22 protein-coding genes and 1 pseudogene are annotated in these 22932 nt (G+C 70.2%); 6 read left to right on the top strand and 17 right to left on the bottom strand.

Translation table 11 applies throughout. The annotated features are described in order from the left end of the window. Window position 1: 1 nt before the first annotated feature. From ACP4J3_RS21560 to ACP4J3_RS21500, 13 genes are all read right to left on the bottom strand, one after another. A complete protein-coding gene (locus ACP4J3_RS21560) occupies window positions 2-265 on the bottom strand; it encodes a hypothetical protein (RefSeq protein WP_426536804.1) in 264 nt (87 codons plus the stop codon). A gap of 127 nt (window positions 266-392) precedes the next feature. Next, on the bottom strand, window positions 393-575 hold the full coding sequence (locus ACP4J3_RS21555; protein ID WP_426536802.1) for a hypothetical protein: 183 nt from the start codon (window positions 573-575) through the stop codon (window positions 393-395). Then, a complete protein-coding gene (locus ACP4J3_RS21550; protein ID WP_426536800.1) occupies window positions 572-817 on the bottom strand; it encodes a hypothetical protein in 246 nt (81 codons plus the stop codon). Before ACP4J3_RS21550 ends, ACP4J3_RS21555 begins: the two co-directional genes overlap by 4 nt. 284 nt (window positions 818-1101) lie before the next feature. Beyond that, complete coding sequence (gene pssA / locus ACP4J3_RS21545) at window positions 1102-1920, bottom strand: CDP-diacylglycerol--serine O-phosphatidyltransferase (protein WP_426536836.1); 819 nt, start codon at window positions 1918-1920, stop codon at window positions 1102-1104. A 22-nt stretch (window positions 1921-1942) separates the two neighbouring features. Then, window positions 1943-2602 carry a phosphatidylserine decarboxylase gene (locus ACP4J3_RS21540; protein WP_426536834.1) on the bottom strand — a complete coding sequence of 220 codons (660 nt, stop codon included), beginning with the start codon at window positions 2600-2602 and terminating at the stop codon, window positions 1943-1945. Window positions 2603-2772: 170 nt separating this feature from the next. Then, complete coding sequence (locus ACP4J3_RS21535) at window positions 2773-3978, bottom strand: acyl-CoA dehydrogenase family protein (protein ID WP_426536798.1); 1206 nt, start codon at window positions 3976-3978, stop codon at window positions 2773-2775. Between the two features lie 2 nt (window positions 3979-3980). After that, entirely contained in the window at window positions 3981-4493 is a 513-nt protein-coding gene (locus tag ACP4J3_RS21530; protein ID WP_247465757.1) for a MaoC family dehydratase, read from the bottom strand. Between the two features lie 5 nt (window positions 4494-4498). Beyond that, window positions 4499-5461, bottom strand: coding sequence for an HpcH/HpaI aldolase/citrate lyase family protein (locus ACP4J3_RS21525; protein ID WP_030948307.1), 963 nt, complete (start codon window positions 5459-5461; stop codon window positions 4499-4501). After that, window positions 5458-7506, bottom strand: a complete 2049-nt coding sequence (locus ACP4J3_RS21520) for a protein meaA (protein WP_426536795.1) — start codon at window positions 7504-7506, stop codon at window positions 5458-5460. The genes ACP4J3_RS21525 and ACP4J3_RS21520 overlap by 4 nt, the downstream gene beginning before the upstream one ends. An 18-nt stretch (window positions 7507-7524) precedes the next feature. Further along, window positions 7525-8868: a crotonyl-CoA carboxylase/reductase gene (gene ccrA / locus ACP4J3_RS21515; RefSeq protein WP_426536793.1), complete on the bottom strand. Its 1344-nt coding sequence runs from the start codon at window positions 8866-8868 to the stop codon at window positions 7525-7527. Window positions 8869-9319: 451 nt separating this feature from the next. After that, entirely contained in the window at window positions 9320-9538 is a 219-nt protein-coding gene (locus ACP4J3_RS21510; protein WP_426536791.1) for a hypothetical protein, read from the bottom strand. 77 nt (window positions 9539-9615) lie between these two features. After that, a complete protein-coding gene (locus ACP4J3_RS21505) occupies window positions 9616-10428 on the bottom strand; it encodes a TetR family transcriptional regulator (RefSeq protein WP_426536832.1) in 813 nt (270 codons plus the stop codon). Between the two features lie 187 nt (window positions 10429-10615). Further along, window positions 10616-12421 (bottom strand): 3-hydroxyacyl-CoA dehydrogenase family protein, encoded by a 1806-nt coding sequence (locus ACP4J3_RS21500; protein WP_426536789.1) that lies wholly within the window; start codon window positions 12419-12421, stop codon window positions 10616-10618. A 375-nt stretch (window positions 12422-12796) separates the two neighbouring features. On the opposite strand from ACP4J3_RS21500, the gene ACP4J3_RS21495 reads away from it, so the two are divergent. Then, entirely contained in the window at window positions 12797-13372 is a 576-nt protein-coding gene (locus tag ACP4J3_RS21495; RefSeq protein ID WP_426536787.1) for an adenylosuccinate lyase, read from the top strand. Here ACP4J3_RS21495 and ACP4J3_RS21490 read toward each other — a convergent pair. From ACP4J3_RS21490 to ACP4J3_RS21475, 4 genes are all read right to left on the bottom strand, one after another. Beyond that, on the bottom strand, window positions 13363-13899 hold the full coding sequence (locus ACP4J3_RS21490; protein WP_426536785.1) for an N-acetyltransferase family protein: 537 nt from the start codon (window positions 13897-13899) through the stop codon (window positions 13363-13365). The genes ACP4J3_RS21495 and ACP4J3_RS21490 overlap by 10 nt on opposite strands. Window positions 13900-13939: 40 nt before the next feature. Then, window positions 13940-14338: a RidA family protein gene (locus ACP4J3_RS21485; RefSeq protein WP_426536783.1), complete on the bottom strand. Its 399-nt coding sequence runs from the start codon at window positions 14336-14338 to the stop codon at window positions 13940-13942. A gap of 62 nt (window positions 14339-14400) precedes the next feature. Then, window positions 14401-15948 carry an alpha/beta hydrolase gene (locus ACP4J3_RS21480; RefSeq protein WP_426536781.1) on the bottom strand — a complete coding sequence of 516 codons (1548 nt, stop codon included), beginning with the start codon at window positions 15946-15948 and terminating at the stop codon, window positions 14401-14403. Window positions 15949-16083: 135 nt separating this feature from the next. Beyond that, window positions 16084-17121 carry an Rv2578c family radical SAM protein gene (locus tag ACP4J3_RS21475; RefSeq protein WP_426536779.1) on the bottom strand — a complete coding sequence of 346 codons (1038 nt, stop codon included), beginning with the start codon at window positions 17119-17121 and terminating at the stop codon, window positions 16084-16086. 193 nt (window positions 17122-17314) lie between these two features. Here ACP4J3_RS21475 and ACP4J3_RS21470 point away from each other — a divergent pair, with 193 nt between their 5' ends. The 5 genes and pseudogenes from ACP4J3_RS21470 to ACP4J3_RS21450 all read left to right on the top strand — a co-directional run bounded on the left by ACP4J3_RS21470 (window position 17315) and on the right by ACP4J3_RS21450 (window position 22902). Then, window positions 17315-17758, top strand: a complete 444-nt coding sequence (locus tag ACP4J3_RS21470) for an SRPBCC family protein (RefSeq protein ID WP_426536777.1) — start codon at window positions 17315-17317, stop codon at window positions 17756-17758. Window positions 17759-18016: 258 nt separating this feature from the next. Beyond that, complete coding sequence (locus ACP4J3_RS21465) at window positions 18017-18790, top strand: MFS transporter (protein ID WP_426536830.1); 774 nt, start codon at window positions 18017-18019, stop codon at window positions 18788-18790. Continuing rightward, a pseudogene (locus ACP4J3_RS21460) lies at window positions 18739-19134 on the top strand (MFS transporter); the annotation flags it as partial. The gene ACP4J3_RS21465 and the pseudogene ACP4J3_RS21460, both read left to right, overlap by 52 nt. Window positions 19135-19362: 228 nt before the next feature. Next, window positions 19363-20280 carry an MSCRAMM family protein gene (locus tag ACP4J3_RS21455; RefSeq protein ID WP_426536828.1) on the top strand — a complete coding sequence of 306 codons (918 nt, stop codon included), beginning with the start codon at window positions 19363-19365 and terminating at the stop codon, window positions 20278-20280. A gap of 186 nt (window positions 20281-20466) precedes the next feature. Continuing rightward, window positions 20467-22902, top strand: a complete 2436-nt coding sequence (locus tag ACP4J3_RS21450) for a SpoIIE family protein phosphatase (protein WP_426536775.1) — start codon at window positions 20467-20469, stop codon at window positions 22900-22902. The last annotated feature ends 30 nt before the right edge of the window (window positions 22903-22932 follow it).

The raw sequence follows: 22932 nt of genomic DNA, 5'->3' as shown, positions 1-22932 counted from the left end.
GTCACTTGACCCCGGCGACCACCAGGTTGAACCCGGTGTCCGCGGCCGGCGTCACCTCGCTGAAGCCCGCCTCGGCGAGCAGGTCGAGGCGCTCGGCGGGGCCTCCCTGGGTACCGAGGCCGAACCCGCCGGGCTGGGCCGGCGAGCCCGGGGTGCACAGCGTGGCGGAGGAGGCGTAGGCAATCCGCACGGTCGGGTTGCCGATGCCGTCCTCGAGCCGGTCCGTGGACCACGGCTCGACGGCGACCATGATGCCGCCGTCCACGAGCACCTCGTGGGCGCGGCGCAGGGCCGCGGGCGGGTCGCGGTGCGGTCGCGTCGGGTTCGGTGGTTGCCGTCATGGCTCCACGGCGCCGGGGGCCGCTTGCCGGGGCCCTTGCCGGCGACTTGCTCTACGCCTGATCGTGCCGGGGGTGCGCTACGCCTGTTCGTGCGGGGAGGTGCGTACCGGCCTGCGCGGCGCCCGGTTGCACGGTGGCCACCGCACCGGCGGTCTCGCCGGGCTTGCCCGTCCCGGCGAGCTCGACGAGGTGCACGGGCTCGTCCTGACGGCCCCGGCCCAGCCACTCCGTCACCAGCCGCGTCTTGCCGACCCCACCGGGCCCCACCACCGGCACGGCCCTGTGCGCCTCCAGGGCGGCTGTGACCTGCGCCAGCTCGAAGCCGCGGCCCGCGCGGCGGTCACGTGCCGCTCCACCCGGCCGATGTCGACCTGCTCGGCCGCCACCCGCAGCCGGTATCCGGCGGGCTCCCGCCCGATCCGGTCGCCGCCCAGCAGACGCCGCAGCTTGGAGACGTAGCTGTGCAGATTGCCCACCGCGCCCCGCGGCGGCTCCTCGTCCCACAGGGAGTCGACCAGCTCGCCACCGGCACGACCCGCTGCGGCCGCAGCGCGAGGCGGGCCAGGAGCACCCGTTGCGGCAGGCTCGGTACCGGCACCGCCCGTCCCGCGACCCGCACGACGCCTGCCCTCACCCCCTCCGGCACCCCAACCGCCATTGTGGCCGAGCCGGGTCGTACGCGAAGGCCAAAGGCCATACGACAGGGGCCCGGACCTTAAGGTCCGGGCCCCTGAATGGTTCGATCCCCGCTATGGCTTCGCTATGGCAGCTGCGCCGCCCGCGCCTCACGCCGGTTGTCGCGGAAGTTGTTCACCCGGCGAGCCGTGGCGAACAGCGGGATCACCGCGCCCATCACAAGCTGCAGCGCACAGCCGGTCTGGAGCAGGAGCTGTCCGCTGGGGGCGTCGAAGGCCCACGCGGCCAGCAGGCCCATCGACATGACGATCCAGGCCAGCATCGCCACGGCCAGCCGACCCCGCGGCTTCGGGTACTCGACGCGGCTCACCATCAGCCAGGCCGTGCCCAGAATCGCCAGCAGCGTCGCCACGAACGGCAGTTCGAGCAGCACGATCGAGACCACCGTCAACGCCCCGAACGGCGAGGGCATGCCCTGGAACATGCCGTTCGGGACCGACACGCACGAGAATCTCGCGAGCCGTAGTACGACCGCCAGCAGCACCACGATCGCGCCGACCGCCGCCACCCGCTGGTGCGCGTCGTTGGCGACCATGCCGTAGACCAGGACGAAGTACGCCGGCGCCAGGCCGAAGCTGATCAGGTCGGAGAGGTTGTCCAGCTCCGCACCCATCGGGGAGGAGCGGAGCTTCCTCGCGACCAGGCCGTCGAACAGGTCGAAGACCGCCGCGCACAGCATCAGGATGACCGCCGTGGCCGCGCTGTGGCGGGCCATGCCGGTCTCCTCGCTGCCGGTGAGGTGCGGGATCAGGATGCCGGTGGTGGTGAAGTACACCGCCATGAAGCCGCACGTGGCGTTGCCGAGAGTGAGGGTGTCCGCTATCGACAGGCGCAGAGAGAGAGGCATCTCCTCCTCTTCGTCGACCTCGTCCGCCTCCGGCACCCAGCCCGGCTGGGTCTCAGGATCAATCACGGTCAATGCGAGTCACCCCAGCCACGGTCTTCTGCCCGACCTCGACCGCGACCTCCACGCCCTCGGGCAGGTAGATGTCGACACGCGAGCCGAAGCGGATCAGACCGATACGGTCGCCCTGCTCGACCTTCGTGCCCTGCGGGATGTACGGGACGATGCGACGGGCCACCGCGCCGGCGATCTGGATCATCTCGATGTCGCCGAGTTCGGTGTCGAAATGCCAGACAACGCGCTCGTTGTTCTCGCTCTCCTTGTTGAACGCCGGAACGAACCCGCCCGGGATGTGCTCCACGGAGGCGACCGTGCCGGAGAGCGGCGCACGGTTGACGTGGACGTTCAGCGGGCTCATGAAGATCGCGACGCGGGTGCGGCCGTCCTTCCACGGCATGATGCTCTGCACCACACCGTCGGCGGGCGAGATGACCCGGCCCGGGGCGATCTCGCGCTCGGGGTCGCGGAAGAACCACAGCATGCCCGCCGCGAGAGCGGTGGCAGGCACGGCGACGGCCTTGGCGACGCCGGAGCGGCGTGCGCGCAGCAGGCTGACGGCTGCGGTGGCGACGGTCGGGAGAAGCCACGGCGATGCTCCGCGCGCGAGGCGTACGCCGCCGACCTGGCTGTCGCGTGGTGCAGAGGTTTGGCTGTGGGGCATGGATGACCTTCGTAGCGGATGATGCCGCGCGGTATCAGGGGACGGCGGCTTTCCCGGGATCGTACCGGTCGCGGGCCACAACTGGGCAAGCCAGGAAGCCGAGTCGGCGGCCGAAGAGTGCTGACGGGGTGTGATCTTCTTCTCCAAGAAAACACCCCGTATCCGGACAATCAGCCCTGGAACCGATACTCTTCGAGCAACCGACGACCGATGATCATTTTTTGGATCTCGGCAGTACCTTCACCGATCAGCAGCATCGGAGCCTCACGGTAGAGGCGCTCGATCTCGTACTCCTTGGAGAAGCCGTAGCCGCCGTGGATCCGGAAGGCGTCCTCCACGACCTCCTTGCAGTACTCGGAGGCGAGGTACTTCGCCATACCGGCCTCAAGGTCGTTTCGTTCACCGGAGTCCTTTTTGCGTGCCGCGTTCACCATCATCGCATGCGCGGCCTCGACCTTGGTAGCCATCTCGGCCAGCTTGAACTGGATGGCCTGGTGCTGGGCGATCGCCTTGCCGAAGGTGTGACGCTGCTGGGCGTACTGGACACCGAGCTCGAAGGCACGCTGAGCGACACCACAGCCACGCGCCGCCACATTGACGCGCCCGACTTCGACGCCGTCCATCATCTGGTAGAAGCCGCGGCCGGTGACGCCGCCCAGCACCCGATTGGCCGGAATTCGCAGGCCGTCCATGATGAGCTCGGTCGTGTCGACGCCCTTGTAGCCCATCTTGTCGATCTTGCCCGGGATGGTGAGGCCGGGGCGGACCTCCCCGAAGCCGGGCTCCTTCTCGACCAGGAAGGTCGTCATCGACTTGTGGGGCGCCGTGCCCTCGGGGTGTCCTTCGTCACTTCGGACGAGCACGGCGACCAGACTTGACGTCCCGCCGTTGGTGAGCCACATCTTCTGGCCGTTCAGGACGTACTCCTCGCCGTCCTTGACCGCCTTCGACGTGATGGCCGACACATCCGAGCCCAGGCCCGGCTCGGACATCGAGAAGGCGCCGCGGATGTCGCCGGCCGCCATCTTCGGCAGGAAGTGGTCCTTCTGCTCCTGCGTGCCGTGCTGCTTGAGCATGTACGCCACGATGAAGTGGGTGTTGATGATGCCGGAAACCGACATCCAGCCGCGGGCGATCTCCTCGACACACAGGGCGTACGTCAGAAGGGACTCGCCCAGGCCGCCGTACTCCTCGGGGATCATCAGACCGAACAGGCCCAGTTCCTTCAGGCCGTCGACGATCTGCTGCGGGTACTCGTCGCGGTGCTCCAGCTCGGTCGCGACCGGGATGATCTCCTTGTCGACAAAGTCCCGGACGGTGGAGAGGATCTCCTGCTGGATCTCCGTCAGACCGGCGGTCTGGGCGAGGCGGGCCATCGTTACTTCCCCTGTTCCTTCAGCTCGGGGCGGCCCGGCTGCTCGCCGCCGCGCTCCTTGATGTACGTCTCGGTCGGCACCATCACCTTGCGGCGGAACACGCACACCAGCGTGCCGTCCTGCTTGTAGCCCTTGGTCTCCACGTAGACGATGCCGCGGTCGTTCTTCGACTTCGACGGCCACTTGTCGAGCACGGTCGTCTCGCCGTAGATCGTGTCGCCGTGGAAGGTCGGCGCCACGTGCTTGAGCGACTCGATCTCCAGGTTGGCGATCGCCTTGCCGGAGATGTCCGGCACGGACATGCCGAGCAGCAGCGAGTAGATGTAGTTCCCGACGACGACGTTCTTGCCGAAGTCCGTCGTCTTCTCCGCATAGTTGACGTCCATGTGGAGCGGGTGGTGGTTCATGGTGAGGAGACAGAACAGGTGGTCGTCGTACTCGGTGACCGTCTTGCCCGGCCAGTGCTTGTATGTCGCCCCGACCTCGAACTCCTCGTAGGTGCGTCCGAACTGCATCGCGCTCAGGCCTCCGGGATCTCGAACTTGCTGGTGCGCTGCATGCCGGCCGCGCGGCCCTTGCCCGAGATGACCAGCGCCATCTTGCGGCTGGCCTCGTCGATCATCTCGTCGCCGAGCATCGCGGAGCCCTTCTTGCCGCCCGCCTCGGACGTGTAGTAGTCGTACGCGTCCAGGATCAGCTCGGCGTGGTCGTAGTCCTCCTGCGAGGGCGAGAAGATCTCGTTGGACGCCTCGACCTGGCCCGGGTGCAGCACCCACTTGCCGTCGAAGCCGAGCGCCGCGGCGCGCTGGGCGACCTCGCGGTAGCCGTCGATGTTGCGGATCTGCAGGTAGGGGCCGTCGATCGCCTGGAGGTTGTTGGCGCGGGCGGCCATCAGGATCTTCATCAGGATGTAGTGGTAGGCGTCCGCCGGGTAGCCGGGCGGCTGCTCACCCACGACCAGGGACTTCATGTTGATCGACGCCATGAAGTCGGCCGGGCCGAAGATGATCGTCTCGACGCGCTGGGACGCCGTCGCGATCTCGTTGACGTTGTTCAGGCCCTGGGCGTTCTCGATCTGCGCCTCGATGCCGATCTTGCCGACCTCGAAGCCCATCGTCTTCTCGATCTGGGTGAGGAGGAGGTCGAGGGCGACGATCTGCTCGGCCGTCTGCACCTTCGGCAGCATGATGCAGTCGAGGTTCTGGCCGGCGCCCTCCACGACCGTGACCACGTCGCGGTACGTCCACTCGGTCGTCCAGTCGTTGACACGCACGACCCTCGTCTTGCCCGTCCAGTCACCCTCGTTGAGGAACTTGACGATGGTGTGCCGCGCCTCGGGCTTGGCGAGCGGGGCACAGGCGTCCTCCAGGTCGAGGAAGACCTGGTCCGCCGGGAGGCCCTGAGCCTTCTCCAGGAAGCGGGGGTTCGAGCCCGGTACCGCCAGGCAGGAACGCCGGGGGCGAAGGCGGTTGACCGTGGTCATGCGGGGACCTCCAGGGGGTCGAGCTTGTTCGCTTTCCGGATCTCGTCGACGATGCGGCCGATGATTCCGGTGATGTCGAAGTCCTTCGGGGTGAAGACGGCGGCCACTCCGGCGGCCCTGAGCTGCTCGGCGTCACCATTCGGGATGATGCCACCGGCGATCACGGGTATATCTGTGGCACCGGCCACACGGAGCCTTTCCAGCACGTCCGGCACGAGCTGTGCGTGCGAGCCGGAGAGGATGGACAGGCCGACCGCGTGCACGTCCTCCGCAAGGGCCGCGTCCACGATCTGCTCCGGCGTCAGCCGGATGCCCTGGTAGACCACCTCGAACCCGGCGTCACGTGCCCGCACGGCGATCTGCTCGGCCCCGTTGGAGTGCCCGTCCAGACCGGGCTTGCCGACCAGGAAGCGCAGCTTGCCCACGCCCAGGTCACCCGCCGTCAGCTCCACCTTGCGGCGCACCTGGGACAGCGCGCCGCCCTCCTCGGCCGGGACGGCCACCGGAGCGGAGGAGACCCCCGTCGGCGCCCGGAACTCGCCGAACACCTCGCGCAGCGCCCCGGCCCACTCGCCGGTCGTCACCCCGGCGCGGGCGCACTCCAGGGTGGCCTCCATGAGGTTGTCGGTGCCCTTGGCGGCCTCCTTCAGCCGCTCCAGCGCCTTGCACGGGCGCGGGTGGTTGAAGGGCGGCTGGTAGCGCGAGTCGCGCCAGCGCTGGAGCGAGGCGATGACGCGGGCCTCGACAGCCGGATCGACCGTCTGGATGGCTGTATCGAGGTCGGCCGTGAGTGGATTGGGCTCGGTCGTCTCGAAGATGTTGACGCCCACGATCTTCTCTTGACCGGACTCAATACGAGCGCGGCGCTCGGCGTGCGAGGAGACGAGCTGCGACTTCAGGTAGCCCGACTCCACGGCGGCCATCGCGCCGCCCATCTCCTGGATCCGCTCGATCTCGGCGAGGGACTCCTCGACGAGCCTGCTCACCTCCGCCTCGATGACATGCGAGCCCGCGAAGATGTCCTCGTACTCGAGCAGATCGCTCTCGTGGGCGAGCACCTGCTGGATGCGCAGGCTCCACTGCTGGTCCCAGGGCCGGGGCAGACCCAGCGCCTCGTTCCAGGCCGGCAGCTGCACGGCACGCGCGCGTGCGTCCTTCGACAGGGTCACGGCCAGCATCTCGAGGACGATTCGCTGGACGTTGTTCTCCGGCTGCGCCTCGGTCAGACCGAGGGAGTTGACCTGGACGCCGTACCGGAAGCGGCGCTGCTTGGGGTTCTCGATGCCGTAGCGCTCGCGCGTGACCTGGTCCCAGATCCGCCCGAACGCCCGCATCTTGCACATCTCCTCGATGAAGCGGACGCCCGCGTTCACGAAGAAGGAGATACGGGCCACGACGTCCCCGAACTTCTCGGCGGGAACCTGCCCCGAGTCGCGTACGGCATCGAGAACCGCTATCGCGGTGGACATCGCGTACGCGATCTCCTGGACCGGCGTGGCGCCCGCCTCCTGCAGGTGGTAGCTGCAGATGTTGATCGGGTTCCACTTCGGGATGTGGGAGACCGTGTACGCGATCATGTCCGTCGTCAGCCGGAGTGAGGGCCCCGGCGGGAAGACATGGGTCCCCCGCGACAGGTACTCCTTGACGATGTCGTTCTGGGTCGTGCCCTGGAGCTTGGTGATGTCCGCGCCCTGCTCCTCCGCGACGACCTGGTAGAGCGCCAGCAGCCACATGGCGGTGGCGTTGATCGTCATCGAGGTGTTCATCTGCTCCAGGGGGATGTCCTGGAACAGCCGGCGCATGTCACCGAGGTGCGCGACCGGCACGCCGACCCGGCCGACCTCGCCGCGGGCGAGGATGTGGTCGGAGTCGTAGCCGGTCTGCGTCGGCAGGTCGAACGCGACCGACAGGCCGGTCTGGCCCTTGGCGAGGTTGCGCCGGTACAGCTCGTTGGACGCCTCGGCCGTGGAGTGTCCGGCATACGTGCGCATGAGCCACGGCCGGTCCTTCTCCCGCTTGCCTTCGGCAGGCTGACGCTCAGTCATTGATGACCTCGACTGCTCTCAGATGTTGCGGAAGCGGTTGATGGCGTCGACGTGCTTGGCGCGCATCTCCTCGTCGCGCACGCCCAGGCCCTCCTCGGGGGCCAGGCAGAGCACGCCGACCTTGCCCTGGTGGAGGTTGCGGTGCACGTCGAACGCGGCCTGGCCGGTCTCCTCCAGGGAGTAGACCTTCGACAGCGTCGGGTGGATCTTGCCCTTCGCGATGAGCCGGTTGGCCTCCCAGGCCTCGCGGTAGTTGGCGAAGTGCGAGCCGATGATCCGCTTCAGGGACATCCACAGGTAGCGGTTGTCGTACTCGTGCATGTAGCCCGAGGTCGAGGCGCAGGTGGTGATGGTGCCGCCCTTGCGGGTGACGAACACGGAGGCGCCGAAGGTCTCGCGTCCGGGGTGCTCGAAGACGATGTCGATGTCCTCGCCGCCGGTCAGCTCGCGGATACGCTTGCCGAAGCGCTTCCACTCCTTCGGGTCCTGGGTGTGCTCGTCCTTCCAGAACCTGTAGCCCTCGGCGTTGCGGTCGATGATCGCCTCGGCGCCCATCGAGCGGCAGATGTCCGCCTTCTGGGGGCTGCTCACCACGCAGATGGGGTTGGCGCCACCGGCCAGTGCGAACTGGGTGGCGTACGAGCCGAGGCCACCGCTCGCGCCCCAGATCAGGACGTTGTCGCCCTGCTTCATGCCGGCGCCGTTGCGGGAGACCAGCTGGCGGTACGCGGTGGAGTTGACCAGACCCGGAGCCGCGGCCTCCTCCCAGCTGAGGTGGCCGGGCTTCGGCATCAGCTGGTTGGACTTCACGAGCGCGATCTCGGCGAGGCCGCCGAAGTTGGTCTCGAAGCCCCAGATGCGCTGCTCGGGGTCGAGCATGGTGTCGTTGTGGCCGTCGCTGGACTCCAGCTCGACGGACAGACAGTGTGCGACGACCTCGTCCCCGGGCTTCCAGGAGTTGACGCCCGGGCCGGTGCGCAGGACGACGCCCGCGAGGTCGGAGCCGATGATGTGGTACGGCAGGTCATGGCGCTTGGCCAGCTCGCTGGTGCGGCCGTAGCGCTCCAGGAACCCGAAGGTGGACAGCGGCTCGAAGATCGAGGTCCACACCGAGTTGTAGTTGACCGAGGAGGCCATGACGGCCACCAGGGCCTCGCCCGGGCCCAGTTCGGGCACGGGCACATCGTCCAGGTGGATCGACTTGCGCGGGTCCTTGTCGCGGGTCTCGAGCCCCGCGAACATCTCCGTCTCGTCCTTGTGCACGGTGATCGCGCGGTACGACTCGGGGAGCGGCAGAGCGGCGAAGTCGGCCGGCGTCGAGTCCGGCGACTGGATGGCGTCCAGAATGTCCTTCACGGTCACGGTGTTGCCTCCGGCGATACGCACCCTGAGGGAGGGGTGCTGAGGGTTACGTCGGTGCTGCTGAGGGTTTGTGGTGATTGCCGTCGGTTCGGCTGGTGGTGCTGTTCGGCAGCGCTTTGTGGCGCGGGAGGTTGCCTGTGACGCAGGCGCCCGGGCGCGCAGGCCCCGGGAAGGGCTTGCGGGGACAGCCGGCGTACGAAAGGTCTCTGCACGCCGGCCGCCCGGACTCCTTCAACGTATGGCACGGCGTGTCATCTAGCAAGGCACGGAGTGCCAGAACTTGCTCTCAGATGAAATCTTTACGTAACAAATGAGCGATGATCGATCAAAGCTACCCGTGAGTAGGTATCAATCGGGCGCTATCGGTCAGCCGTCGGTGCGGCCGCAACATGGCTCAGCCCGGCCACGGGACTTGCTTGTGGCCGGGCTGCTGATGGTGGGTGTCGGCGCGCTAGGCGCCCAGGCCGAGCAGTGCCACGTGCAGGGGGAGCGCCGGCTCCTCGGGGAGGGCCGGCGGCTCCTCGCCGCGGCCCGTGTGGGTGGGCGCGACGGGGCGCAGGCCCTTGATGCCGTCCGCGGCCCACTGGGCGTCGGTCGGCGGGAGCGAGAGGGTCATGCGCCGCCCGTCGGCCAGGGTGGCTTCGAGCTTGATCGGGTCGTTCGCCTGCATCGCAACTCGCTTCCGTCGCACACCATGAAGATCGTGCTTCGACATGGATGACGGATGAGCCGATGCGATGGTTCCCGCTACGCGTGCTCCTTCAGCGCCTGCTCGATCGTCCGCATCACCTCGTCCAGCGGCGCGTCCGTCCTGGCCACCGTCACCAGCACCTCGCCGTGCGTGGTCACGGAGGCCGGTGCCGTGCGCGGCGCGGTCTCCCGGCCCGCCCCGATCCCGGTCCCGAACGTCCGGCGCACGATCGCGAAGGCGTGATCGAGCTGTGCCTCCACATCGCCCTGGCCGCCCGCGCGCAGCCAGCGCCGCAGGACGTGGTTGTGCGCGGTGACCACGGCGGACGCGGCGACCTCCGCCAGCAGCGGGTCGTCGTTGGCGTCGTCGTCATGGGCGTGCTCGTCGAAGTGGCCGAGGAGGTAGCGGGTGAAGAGGCGCTCGTAGCGGGCCACCGACGCGATCTCGGCCTCGCGCAGGGTAGGCACCTCGCGCGTGAGCTTGTAGCGGGCGACCGAGATCTCCGGCCGGGCCGCGTACATCTTCATGACTTCCTTGATGCCGCGGCACACGGTGTCGAGCGGGTGCTCGTGCGCGGGAGCGGCGTTGAGTACCGCCTCCGCGCGGATCAGTGTGTCGTCGTGGTCGGGGAAGATCGCCTCTTCCTTGGAGCGGAAGTGGCGGAAGAACGTGCGGCGGGCGACCCCGGCCGCGGCCGCGATCTCGTCGACGGTGGTCGCCTCGTACCCCTTGGTCGCGAACAGCTCCATCGCCGCGGCCGCCAGTTCGCGGCGCATCTTGAGCCGCTGCGCGGCCGCGCGACTGCCTGCGGCACTTTCCGGCGCGTCGGGCGTGGCTGGTGTACGTGAGGACTTGGCGGGCTGGGACATGACCCGAACGTACTGCATGTGCGCAGCTTGATGCGCATGTACGGGGTTTCCCCCGCCCTGGGCGGGCGGGGGAGTGCCGGGTTCGGCGGGTGCGGCCGGGCCGCGCCGGGTGGCCGGGGGAGAGCTGCCGGGGTCCAGCAGCCCGCCCCACTCCTGACCGCCGCCGAACCAGTCGCCGGGGCGCCCCTTAGCGCCGGGCATATTCGCGGAAGCCGCGGCCGGTCTTGCGGCCGAGGCAGCCCGCGGCCACCAGGTGCTCAAGCAGCGGCGCCGGAGCCAGGCCCGGGTCGCGGAACTCGCGATGCAGGACCTTCTCGATCGCGAGGGAGACATCGAGCCCGACGACGTCCAGCAGCTCGAACGGGCCCATCGGGTAGCCGCCGCCCAGCTTCATCGCCGCGTCGATGTCGTCGAGCGTCGCGTAATGCTCCTGCACCATCTTGATCGCGTTGTTCAGGTACGGGAAGAGCAACGCGTTGACGATGAAACCGGCACGGTCACCGCAGTCCACCGCATGCTTCTTGATCTTGACGCAGACCTCACGGACCGTCGCGTGCACGTCGTCCGCCGTCAACACCGTACGGACGACCTCGACCAGCTTCATCGCCGGCGCCGGGTTGAAGAAGTGCATGCCGATCACGTCCTGCGGACGCGAGGTGGCGCGGGCGCAGGCGACGACGGGCAGCGACGAGGTGGTGGTGGCCAGCACCGCGCCCGGCTTGCAGACCTTGTCCAGCGTCGCGAAGAGCTGCTGCTTGATCTCCAGGTCCTCGGCGACGGCCTCGACGGCCAGATCGACGTCGGCGAACGCGTCGTAGGAGCCGGCCGCGGTGATCCGGTCCAGGGTCTGCGCGGCGGCCTCGGCGGTCATCCGCCCCTTGTCGACAGAGCGGGAAAGAGACTTGCCGATACGGGCCTTGGCGGCCTGTGCCTTCTCCGCGCTGCGGGCGGCCAGCACGACCTCGTACCCGGCCTTGGCGAAGACCTCCACGATCCCGGACGCCATGGTCCCCGAGCCCGCGACACCGACGGAGCGGACCGTCCGGCCGGGGGCCGGGGCGGCGCCCTCCAGCGGCGTCAGCGCGTCCCGCACGACGGTGGCGCTGCCGGGAGCCTCGTAGGTGTAGAAGCCGCGCCCCGACTTACGGCCCGTCAGGCCCGCCTCGCTGAGCTGCTTGAGGATCGGCGCCGGGGCGTGCAGCCGGTCGTGCGAGGCGGCGTACATGGCCTCCAGGACCCGGCGCGCGGTGTCGATGCCGATCAGGTCGAGCAGGGCCAGCGGGCCCATCGGCAGCCCGCAGCCCAGCCGCATCGCGGCGTCGATGTCCTCGCGGGAGGCGTACTTCGCCTCGTACATCGCGGCCGCCTGGTTGAGGTAACCGAACAGGAGCCCGTCGGCGACGAAACCGGGCCGGTCGCCGACCGCAACGGGCTCCTTGCCGAGGTCCAGGGCGAGGTTGGTGACCGCGGAGACGGCCTGCGGCGCGGTCAGCACCGAGGAGACGACCTCGACCAGCCGCATCGCCGGCGCCGGGTTGAAGAAGTGCAGTCCGAGCACCCGCTCGGGGCGCGCCGAGTCGGCGGCCAGGCGCGTGACCGACAGGGCGTTGGTGCCGGTCGCCAGGATCGTCTCGGGGCGCACGATCCCGTCCAGCGCGCGGAATATCTGCTGCTTGATCTCGTACGACTCCGGAGCCACCTCGATGACCAGGTCCGCGTCGGCGGCGGCCCGCAGGTCGGTGGAGGTGCGGACGCGGGCGAGGACGTCCGCGCGCTCCTCCTCGGCCAGCTTGCCGCGCTCCACGGCGCGGGCGGTCGAGGACTCCAGGGTGGCGACGGCCTGGGCGGTCGCGGCCTCGCTGATGTCGATGCCGATGACCTCGCGACCGGCCTTGGCGAGAACCTCGGCGATGCCGGTGCCCATGGTGCCGAGGCCGACGACGGCAACGGTCTTGAGCGGGGACAGAGGGGTGTCGGACAGGGGAGTGGCCATCGCGGGACTCCAGGAATGAGGGTGACGACTGGAAGCGCTCCCGGGTGCGCCGAGGAGGCGCACCGGGTGCGGAGAGAGTGAGTGCGGGTGTTGCCGGGCTACTGGCGCACACGCCCGGTGCCGTCGCCGAACGCGTGCACACGCGCCGGGGAACGGCGGATCCGACCGGCCCTGTCCCGGAGCCGGGTCGTACTGAGGTACCTGAAGTACCGAACCGACCAGCACTCGCAGTGGCTGCGTCACCAGGCCGCTGCAAGCAGATGTGCGAGTGGGTGACTCGCTCGTATGAGCTTAACCGGTGGGTAAAGAGCGCGCCAGGCCCCGTCTTTGTGATGTAGGTCCCGTGAGGCGGGCCGCTTGCATACGCTCGCCTTCATGGACGAAGAGTTGCGATCACTCACGGAGCGCTTACGGCAGGAGTCGGGGGCGCCCGCAGGATACGACCGCCTCGTGGCGACCGAGGATCTCGACGAGCTGGCGAGCGTGCTCACCGCGCCCGGGCAGCCGCTGTGGGCCAGGGAACTGGCCGCGTTCCGGCTGGGCCTGGCCGGCGACCGGCGGGCCTTCGAGTCCCTCGTCCTGCTCCTGAACCACCGCGACCCGCAGCGCTGCGTCTCCGCCGCCCACGCCCTCGCCCGCCTCGGCGACCCGCGCACGGCCCGCGCGGCGGCCGCCCTCGCCACCAACGAACTCCGCGTCGCCTACGCCCTGCATCCCGTCCGGCTCCTGGTCGAACTCCGCGCCCCGGAGGCCGTCCCCGCCCTGATCACCACCCTGCAGCGCCGGCTGCGCCCGCACGACCCCTACCGCCGGGTGGCCCTCGCCTGCGTGGACGGCCTCGGCACCCTGGGCGACGCCCGCGCCAGACAGGTCCTCAACGAGGCCCTGGCCCACCCGGCCCTGGCGGAGGCGGCGGTCCGGGCACTGGCGCGGATCCCCCGTCAACGGTGAGCCGTCAGCTCCCGTGCATACCGAACCTCGGGCACCTCCACCCCGTCCACCTCGAACGGCTCCTCGGCACCGTCCGCCCGGAAGCCCGCCCGCTCGTAGAACCGCCGGGCGCGGGCGTTGCCCCTGAGCACCCACAGCAGCATCCGGTGGTGCCCGGCGGCCGTACAGCGGCGCACCGACTCCTGCAGCAGGGCGCGGCCGATGCCGGCGCCGCAGCGCCCGGGATCGACGTAGATCGCGTACAACTCGGCGTCCGCGGTGCGCACTTCGCCGTCGCGGTACGGCCCGTGACAGGCCCAGCCCACGACCTCGCCGTCCTGCTCGGCGACGAGGTCGAGCACACTGCCGTCGGCCTGCGAGAAGTAGGACCGGCGGCGCGCGGCGTCCTGTGCCACGTCCAGGGCGTCCAGATACGACTGAGGTATCAGGCCCTGATAGGCGCTCCGCCAGCCGCCGATCCGGATCTCGGCGACACGGTCGCAGTCGGGCAGGGCCATGGGGCGGATCCGTATGCGGTCGTCGTCCATGAAGGGACCCTAGGCGCCGCTCCCGGGGGTCGGCCTCCGATTAACCCTGCAGCACCGCGTACGCCTCCACCTCCATCAGGAACTCCGGCCGCACCAGCCCGGCGACGCGCACCGCCGAGGCGGCCGGCAGGCGGTCGTCCGGTATGTATGCGGCGCGGGCCGCGCGGACGGCCGGCATGTGGGCCATGTCCGTGACGAAGTAGGTGAGCTTGACGACGTCGTCGAAGGTCGCCCCGGCCGCGGCCAGGCAGCGCCGGAGGTTCTCGAAGACCTGGCGGGCCTGCGCCGCCGGGTCGCCCTCGCCGACGAGCTCGCCGTCCTCGCCCAGGGCGACCTGGCCGGAGATGGCGACGAAACGGCCCGTGCCGAGCACGACATGGGAGTACTGCGCGGCGGGGGCGACCCCGTCGGGGGCGGGAATCCTGGTCAGCTCACTCATGCGTCCATCGTGGACCATGGCACTGACAACGCCCCTGACGGGCCGTCGGGGCGGTCAGCGGCTCAAGGGCGGAACCCGAGCAGCCCGTGCAGTTCCGCACCCCGCGACGCCGTCGCCGCGGCCTCGGGGCGCAGTGGCTTCGGATCGGGCTGCGCCTCGCACACGGCGTCGACCGCGCCCGCACCGCGCGGCACCGTGCCGTCGGCCAGATAGGCCGCGAGGTGCTGGTCCAGGCAGGCGTTGCCGCCCAGAGTGACCGCGTGGTTGCCGCCGCCGCGCTCGACCACGAGGCTGGAGCGGGCTAGTTGCCGATGGACCGTGACGGCGCCCGGGTACGGGGTGGCGGCGTCCTCGGTGGCCTGGAACAGCAGGACCGGCGGCAGCCTGTCGTTGGCGATGTCCACCGGGCGCAGCGAGTTCGTCGGCCAGAACGCGCACGGCGCGTTGTACCAGGCGTTGTTCCAGGTCATGAACGGCGCCTTCGCGTGAACCGCCCAGTTGTCCGCCCGCCACCGGCCCCAGTCCCGCGGCCAGGGCGCGTCCCGGCACAGCACCGCGGCGTAGACGCTGTAGCCGTTGGCGCCGGACGCGCCCGAGGCGCCGAAGTCCTCGTACGCCTCGATCAGCGGATCGGCGTCCCGGTTGTTCACGTACGCCGCGAACGCCTCGGCGAGGTGCGGCCAGTAGCCGTTGTAGTAACCGCCGGGGATGTAGGTGTCCTCCAGCTCGGAGGCGCCCACCTTCCCGGCGGCCGGCTTCCTGGCCAGGGCCGCCCGCATCGCGTACCACTTGGCCTCGACCCCGGCCGGATCGGCGCCGAGCCGGTAGGTGGCGTCGTGTTTGGCGACCCAGGCCATGAAGGCACGGTGCCGGTCGTTGAAGGCGAGGTCCTGCGCGAGGTTGTCCCGGTACCAGACGCCGGTCGGGTCGACCACCGAGTCAAGCGCCGCGCGCCGCACCCGCTCCGGGAAGAGCTTGCCGTAGACCGCCCCGAGGAAGGTGCCGTACGAGTAGCCGAAGTAGCTGATCCGCCGCGCGCCGAGTGCCGCGCGGATCCGGTCCATGTCGCGCGCGGCGCTGACCGTGTCCATGTACGGCAGCACGTCCGCGTGCTTCTCGGCGCAGGCCCGCGCGAAGGACTGGGCGCGCAGGAGGTTGGCGCGCTCGAGCCGGGCTGTGCGCGGTACGGAGTCGGGCCGCACCGGGGCGAAGTGGGCCGGTCTGCACTCGAGGGCGGGCGTGCTCCTGCCGACGCCGCGCGGGTCGAAGCCGATGACGTCGTACTGGGCCGCCACCGCCTTGGGCAGCGCGGAGGCCACGAATCCGGCGAGCGTGAGACCGCTCGCGCCGGGGCCGCCGGGGTTGACCAGCAAGGGGCCCTGGTACTTCCGCGCGGTGTGCGGGACGCGGGACAGCGCGAGGGTGATCTGCCGACCGTGCGCAGCGCCGTGGTCGAGCGGCACCTTCAGGGACGCGCACTGCAGCGTCGGGTACTTCTCGGTGCCGCACTTCTGCCAGGTGAGGGGCGTGGCGTTCGCCCGGGCGGGGGCGGCCGTCACGGTCCCGGCCACGAGGGCGGCGGCGCACAGCACAGCGGCGCGTCTTCTCATGGGGTTCTCCCCGGACGGAGGGTGCCGGACCGCGAGGGTCACGGTCCTGGCCGCATCGTCCCGGGAAGGCCGTACGAAAGAACCCTTTCCGTCAATACTTGACCCGATCGGGTCGAGGGGTGCGCCCCAATGCGCTCAAAGAAGCGAGAGTTGCGTCGGTTCGGTCGTCGCGGGCTCGGCCGGTGCGGGTTCGGGGATCCGCCGGGGCATCCCCGCGCGCGTGGGTCCGATGCCGTACTCCTGTGCCAGATCGTGCACCTGACGGGTGATCCGGCGCTGGTACCACTTCGGCGCGTAGGCGCCGTCCGCGTACAGCCGCTCGTAACGGCGCACCAGATGCGGGTGCTCGCGGTCGAGCCAGGCCATGAACCACTCGCGGGCCCCGGGCCGCAGATGCAGCACCAGCGGGGTGACGGAGGTGGCCCCCGAGGCGGCGATCGCCCGCACGGTGGCCCGCAGTTGGGCGGGGTGGTCGCTCAGGAACGGAATCACCGGCGCCATCAGCACACCGCACCCGAGCCCGTGCTCGGTCAGGGTCCGTACGACGTCCAGGCGCCGCTCGGGGGCGGGCGTGCCCGGCTCCACGCTGCGCCACAGCCCCGGGTCGGTGAAGCCGACCGAGACGGACACGCCGACGTCCGTCACCTCGGCGGACTGCTTCAGCAGTTCGAGGTCGCGCAGGATCAGCGTGCCCTTGGTGAGGATCGAGTAGGGGTTGGCGTGGTCCCGCAGGGCGGCGAGGATGCCCGGCATCAGGCGGTAGCGGCCCTCCGCGCGCTGGTAGCAGTCGACGTTGGTGCCCATCGCTATGTGCTCGCCCTGCCAGCGCCGTGCGGACAACTGGCGGCGCAGCAGCTGAGGCGCGTTCACCTTCACCACGATCTGGGAGTCGAAGCCGAGGCCGGTGTCGAGGTCCAGATAGCTGTGGGACTTGCGGGCGAAGCAGTACACGCACGCGTGCGAACAGCCGCGGTAGGGGTTGACCGTCCATTCGAAGGGCATGCGCGAGGCGCCCGGCACCCGGTTGATGATCGAGCGGGCCCGGATCTCGTGGAACGTGATCCCGGCGAACTCGGGCGTGTCGAAGGTGCGGGTGACCACGGCGTCCGCGCCGAACAGCGCGGAGTCGGCACGGCTGTGGTCGGACTCCAGGGCGAGGTTCTCCCAGCGCATGAGGCCTCCTCGGTAGCACTGACCCCAAGAATAGAACACATGTTCCCTTGATCGTGCGACCTATGCCCTGCCTTCGTTTTCGATCACTGTGCGATCGCTTCGGTGAGCGGTTCGGGACCCCGATTTGGGCGGTGTGGGAGCGGGGTGGTTGGCTTGCCCCAGCCCCCGAGAATTCTGGTCCTGGAGGAAGTCAATGGCGCAGGTCGAGGCCACTACGGAGCGGGTCGTCGCGGCGGACGCGGAGAATGTGTTCGACGCCCTCGCCGACTACAGCGGCACCCGGCACAAGCTGCTGCCCGAACACTTCAGTGAATACGAGGTGCGCGAGGGCGGCGACGGTGAGGGCACCCTCGTCCACTGGAAGCTCCAGGCCACCAGCAAGCGCGTCCGCGACTGCCTCCTGGAGGTCAGCGAGCCCACCGACGGCGAGCTGGTCGAGAAGGACCGCAACTCCTCCATGGTCACCACCTGGCGGGTCACCCCGGCCGGCGAGGGCAGGTCCCGGGTCGTCGTCACCACCACCTGGCAGGGCGCCGGCGGCATCGGCGGCTTCTTCGAGAAGACCTTCGCGCCCAAGGGCCTCGGCCGGATCTACGACGCGCTGCTCACCAGGCTGGCCGCCGAGGTCGAGGGTTAAGTCCCCGGTGTTCGGGGGTCGTTGACCCTCTCACCGGATCGAGTGGATCTCCGCAGGTCGTCCCGTTCTGCCGTAACTCGTCGTGCTTGCTCGTAGTTGTCGCCTTGTGCGGGGAATGCGTGGCAGGTGCGACGAGGGGAGCGGTTCGTGGGTGTGACGACTCCGGTGCGCGAGGAACGGGTCGAAGCCCCCTCGGAGGTTCCCGCCCGGACCACCGAACTCGGCCCGCGCCGGGTCCGGTTGGTCTTCTTCGGGCTGATGCTCGCGCTGCTCCTGGCCGCGCTGGAGCAGATGATCGTCGCCACCGCGCTGCCGAAGATCGTCGGCGAGCTGCACGGACTGGACCGGATGTCCTGGGCGATCACCGCCTATCTGCTCACCGCCACCATCGGCCTGCCGATCTACGGCAAGCTCGGCGACCTCCTCGGCCGCAAGGGCGTCTTCCAGTTCGCGATCGTCGTCTTCGTCGCCGGCTCCGCGCTCGCCGGACGCGCCGAGACCATGGACGAGCTGATCGCCTACCGCGCGGTGCAGGGCGTCGGCGCGGGCGGGCTCATGATCGGCGTCCAGGCGATCATCGCGGACATCGTGCCGCCCCGCGAGCGCGGCCGCTTCATGGGCCTGATCGGCGCCGCGTTCGGCCTCGCCTCGGTCGCCGGGCCCCTGCTCGGCGGCTACTTCACCGACCACCTCTCCTGGCGCTGGTGCTTCTACATCAACGTCCCCTTCGGCCTGGTCACCCTCGCCGTCGTGGCCGTCGTACTGAAGCTGCCCAAGCCCGAGGCCAAGGCCCGGCTCGACGTCCTCGGCTCGCTGCTGCTGGCCGCCGCCTCCACCTGCCTGGTCCTGCTGACCAGTTGGGGCGGCACCGAGTACGCCTGGGACTCCCGCGTCATCCTCGGCCTGGGCGCCGGAGCGGTCGTCGCCACGGTGCTCTTCCTCGTCGCCGAGCGCTTCGCCGCCGAACCCCTCATCCCGCTCCGGCTGTTCCGGGACTCCGTCTTCAACTCACCGGCCTGGTGGGCCTCGTGATCGGCGTCGCCCTGTTCGGCGCCGCCAGCTATCTGCCGACCTTCCTGCAGATGGTCGACGGGGCCACGGCCACCGAGTCCGGCCTGCTGATGCTGCCGATGATGGGCGGCATCGTCGGCGCCTCCATCGTCTGCGGCCAACTCATCAGCCACACCGGCCACTACCGGACCTACCCCGTGCTCGGCAGCGCCCTCTCGGCCGTCGGCATGTGGCTGCTGTCCCGCCTCGAGGTCGACACGCCCCGGCTGCACTACAGCCTCTGGATGGCCGTCCTCGGCGCCGGCCTCGGCATGGTGATGCCGGTCCTGATCCTCGCCGTGCAGAACTCCGTGCGCCCCGCCGACCTCGGCGCCGCCACCAGCGCCAACAACTACTTCCGGCAGATCGGCGGCAGCGTCGGCGCGGCGATCTTCGGCACCCTCTTCGCCGACCGGCTCACCCACGCCCTCGCCCAACGCCTCCCCGCGCAGGCCGGCGCCGATCTGCCCGACCCCGAGTCCATCACCCCGCAGCTCGTCCACAGCCTGCCCCCTCAGCTGCGCGACACCTACATCCGGGCCTACGCCGACGCCATGCCGAGGATCTTCCTCTACCTCGTGCCGGTGCTCGTCCTCGGCCTGCTCATCGCCTTCTTCCTCAAGGAGAAACCACTGGTGGCCCACGACGCCCCGGCCCCGGAGACAAAACCGGCGCCGCTGAACAGCCCGATCCCTCCGGCCCGTTCGCCGGACACGGCCGGAGTCCCGGTCCGCGGCACCGTGCAGCATCCCGACGGCACCTTCGTGTCGCACGCGGCCCTCACGCTCATCGACATCGCCGGGCAGCAGGTCGGACGCGGAGCGAGCGGCGACGACGGACGGTACGCGCTGACGACGCCCGGTCCGGGGGCGTACGTCATGATCGCCGCCGCGGGCGGCCACCAGCCGCAGGCCGTCACCGTGACCGTCGGCGAGCGCCCCGTCGAACTGGACATCGTCCTCGGCGGCGCCGGACGCCTCGCCGGAAGGGTGCTCACCCCGGACGGCACGCCCGTCGACGCCACCGTCACGCTCACCGACGCCCAGGGCGAGGTCGTCGCCACCACCCGCAGCGGACGCGAGGGCGGCTACGTGATCACCGAACTCGTCGCCGGCGAGTACACCCTCGCCGCGAGTGCCCCCGCCTTCCGCCCGGCCGCCGTCCCGGTCACCGTCAAGGCGGCCCGCGAGACCCGCCAGGACATCGAACTCGCCGGTGGCGCCCTGCTGCGCGGCACTGTGCGGGCGGGCGGCGGACGGCCCGTCGAGGACGCGCGCGTGACCCTGCTCGACGCGGCCGGCAACGTCCTGGACACGCTCGCCACCGGGCCCGACGGCACGTTCCGGTTCGTCGACGTGGCCTGCGGCGAGTACACCGTCATCGCCGCGGGTTACCCGCCGGTCGCCACCGTGCTCCAGGTCCCCGCGGGAGGCCGAACGGAACGCGATCTTCAGCTCGGGCACGAGGACTGAACCGAACCGTCCGCACCCGCGCTGTCCAGGACGAACGCGCAACGGGCGGGCCTTGCGCCCCCCTTCCGCGCCGTCGTGATCCGAGCACACCAATTCCCGTATTGCCGCACATCACCACGGCCGGGAGCCGTACGGTGGTGAGGGCGCGCAGATCTTGCGGAGCCTTGGGGAGAGAGGGCCTGGGCCATGGACCGTGGCACCGAGAGGGACGGCGCGGCGACGGAGTCCGCCGCGTCCGGACGTATCCCACTGGCCGTGGTCGTGGTGGACCGCGAAGGCCTGGTCTCCCACTGGAGTACCGGCGCACGCCGACTGTTCGGTGCGTCCAAGGAGGAGGCGCTCGGCCGCCCCGCCGTGGATCTGCTGCCCGTCTCCGGAGCGCTGCCCGAGGACGACGACATCTCCCCGTACGGGGCCTACTCGGCGTACGACGGACTCGGCCACGACCTCGAGACGTCCCTGGACGGACGGCTGTACTACCCGGCCGCGGGCCGCGCCCGCCTCACCGTGCCCGACAGGGACCGCGTCGACGTCCTGTGGTGGGCCTACCCGCTGGTGGGACCCGGCCCGGAACGGCTGCTCGTGCTCGGCGCCGACGTGGGCCGGCTCCGGCAGGACGACCGTGACGAGGACCCCGGCTTCGAGCGCGTCGCACCCGCCTTCGCCCTGCACACCGACTTCCCCGGCGCCACGGAACTCGCCGGCAAGCTCCCCGAGATCCTGCCCAGCATGAGCGTCGAGGAGAGCGCCCGCATCGTCGGGCAGATCCTCGAACTGGGCTATCCCGTCCTGGAGTTCAGCCAGAACGACCGCGTGCCCGTCACCCCCGACTGGGGCGTGCCCCGGCGCGTCGAGCGCAGGGCCCGCCGTGAGCGCGCCGCCCGCGCCGCGGCCGAAGGGCTGCCGTTACCGCAGGAGTACGCCGACGAGGCCGAGGACCTCGAATACGCCGCCGTACGCGAACGCCTGGAGTTCCTCAACGAGGTCAGCGGACGCATCGGCACCTCCCTCGACCTGGCGCGCACCATCATCGAGGTCAGCAAGGCCGTCGTGCCCCGCTTCACCGACGTCGCCGGCACCTATCTGCGCGAACAGGTCGTCGCCGGCGAGGGGTTCCCCGACGGCGTGCCGGACACCACCACCATGTGGCACCGGGTCGCCGTCGAGCACACCGACGAACCCGGCCGCTGGGACGACGTCGTACCGGTCGGCGAGGCCATGCCCTTCCCGGCGCACACCCCGTTCTTCCAGTGCATGACCAGCGGCGAGCCCGTGCTCGTGCCGCGCATCAGCGAGCAGATGGGGCACGCCATCGCCTCACAGTTCGAGAAGCGGGACATCCGGCCGCTCATCACCGGCCGTTCCATGCTGGTCGTGCCGCTGAAGGCCCGCAATGTCGTCCTCGGCTTCATGATCCTGCTGCGCCACCCGGAGCGCGTCGAGTTCAACGACATGGACCGCGTCACCGGCGCCGAACTCGCCGCCCGCGCGGGCCTCGTGCTCGACAACGCCCGCATGTACACCTACCAGGAGAGCGTCGCCGAGACCCTCCAGGACAGCATGCTGCCGCACATCCCGCCGCGCATGGCGGGCTGCGACATCGCCACCCGCTATCTGCCCGGCACCCTCCTCGGCCGGGTCGGCGGCGACTGGTTCGACTCGGTCAAACTGCCCGGCGCCCGCACCGCCCTCGTCGTCGGCGACGTCATGGGCCACGGACTCAACTCGGCCGCCATGATGGGCCAGTTGCGAACGGCCGTGCAGACCATGGCCGCCCTCGACCTGCCGCCCGCGCAGCTGCTCCGCAACCTCGACGACCTCGCCCAGCGCCTCGGCGACACCTACCTCGCGACCTGCCTCTACGCCGTCTACGACCCCATCGCGAGCGAACTGCACATCGCCAACGCCGGTCACATCCCGCCCGTCCTGGTCCGCGCCGACGACGGGCGCAGCGAACTGCTCGACCTGCCCACGGGCGCGCCGATCGGCGTCGGCGGAGTGCCCTTCGAGGCGGTACGCGTGCGCGTGGACGCCGGCGACCGGCTCGTGATGTGCACCGACGGACTGGTCGAGGTGCGCGGCGAAGACATCGGTGTCGGCCTCGCGACCCTCTGCGAGTCCGCCGCCCACCCGGCCGCGTCCATGGACGACGCCTGCGACACCATCATCCGCTCCCTCAACACGCGTGGCGGCCGCAAGGACGACGTGGCCCTGCTGATGGCCCGCCTCAACGGCATCGAGCCGGACGACGTCGCCGAATGGCGGATCGCCCGCGACCCCGAGGAGGTCGGCCGGGCCCGCGCCGTCGCCCGCGAGCAACTGCACGACTGGGGCCTGGCGAAGCTGGCCGACACCGCCGAGCTGTTGGTCAGCGAACTCGTCACCAATGCCGTACGGCACTCCCACGGCCGCCCGGTCGAGCTGCGCCTCGTGCGCGGCGACACGCTGCTGTGCGAGGTGGACGACGACGATCACGAGCTGCCGACCCTGCTCAACGCCGGGCCCGGTGACGAGGCCGGACGTGGGCTGCGGGTGGTGAGCACGCTCGCGCGCGAGTGGGGCACGAGCCATACGAGCGCCGGAAAGACCGTCTGGTTCGAACTCACGCTCCCGCGCCGCTGACGATCGCGCCACAAACGTGCGTACGACGGC

Origin of the sequence: Streptomyces sp. UG1, from assembly GCF_049974585.1 — a bacterium.
Lineage (GTDB): Bacteria > Actinomycetota > Actinomycetes > Streptomycetales > Streptomycetaceae > Streptomyces.
The sequence above is the reverse complement of the archived record's forward strand: the minus strand, read 5'-3'. Positions and strand labels throughout refer to the sequence as shown.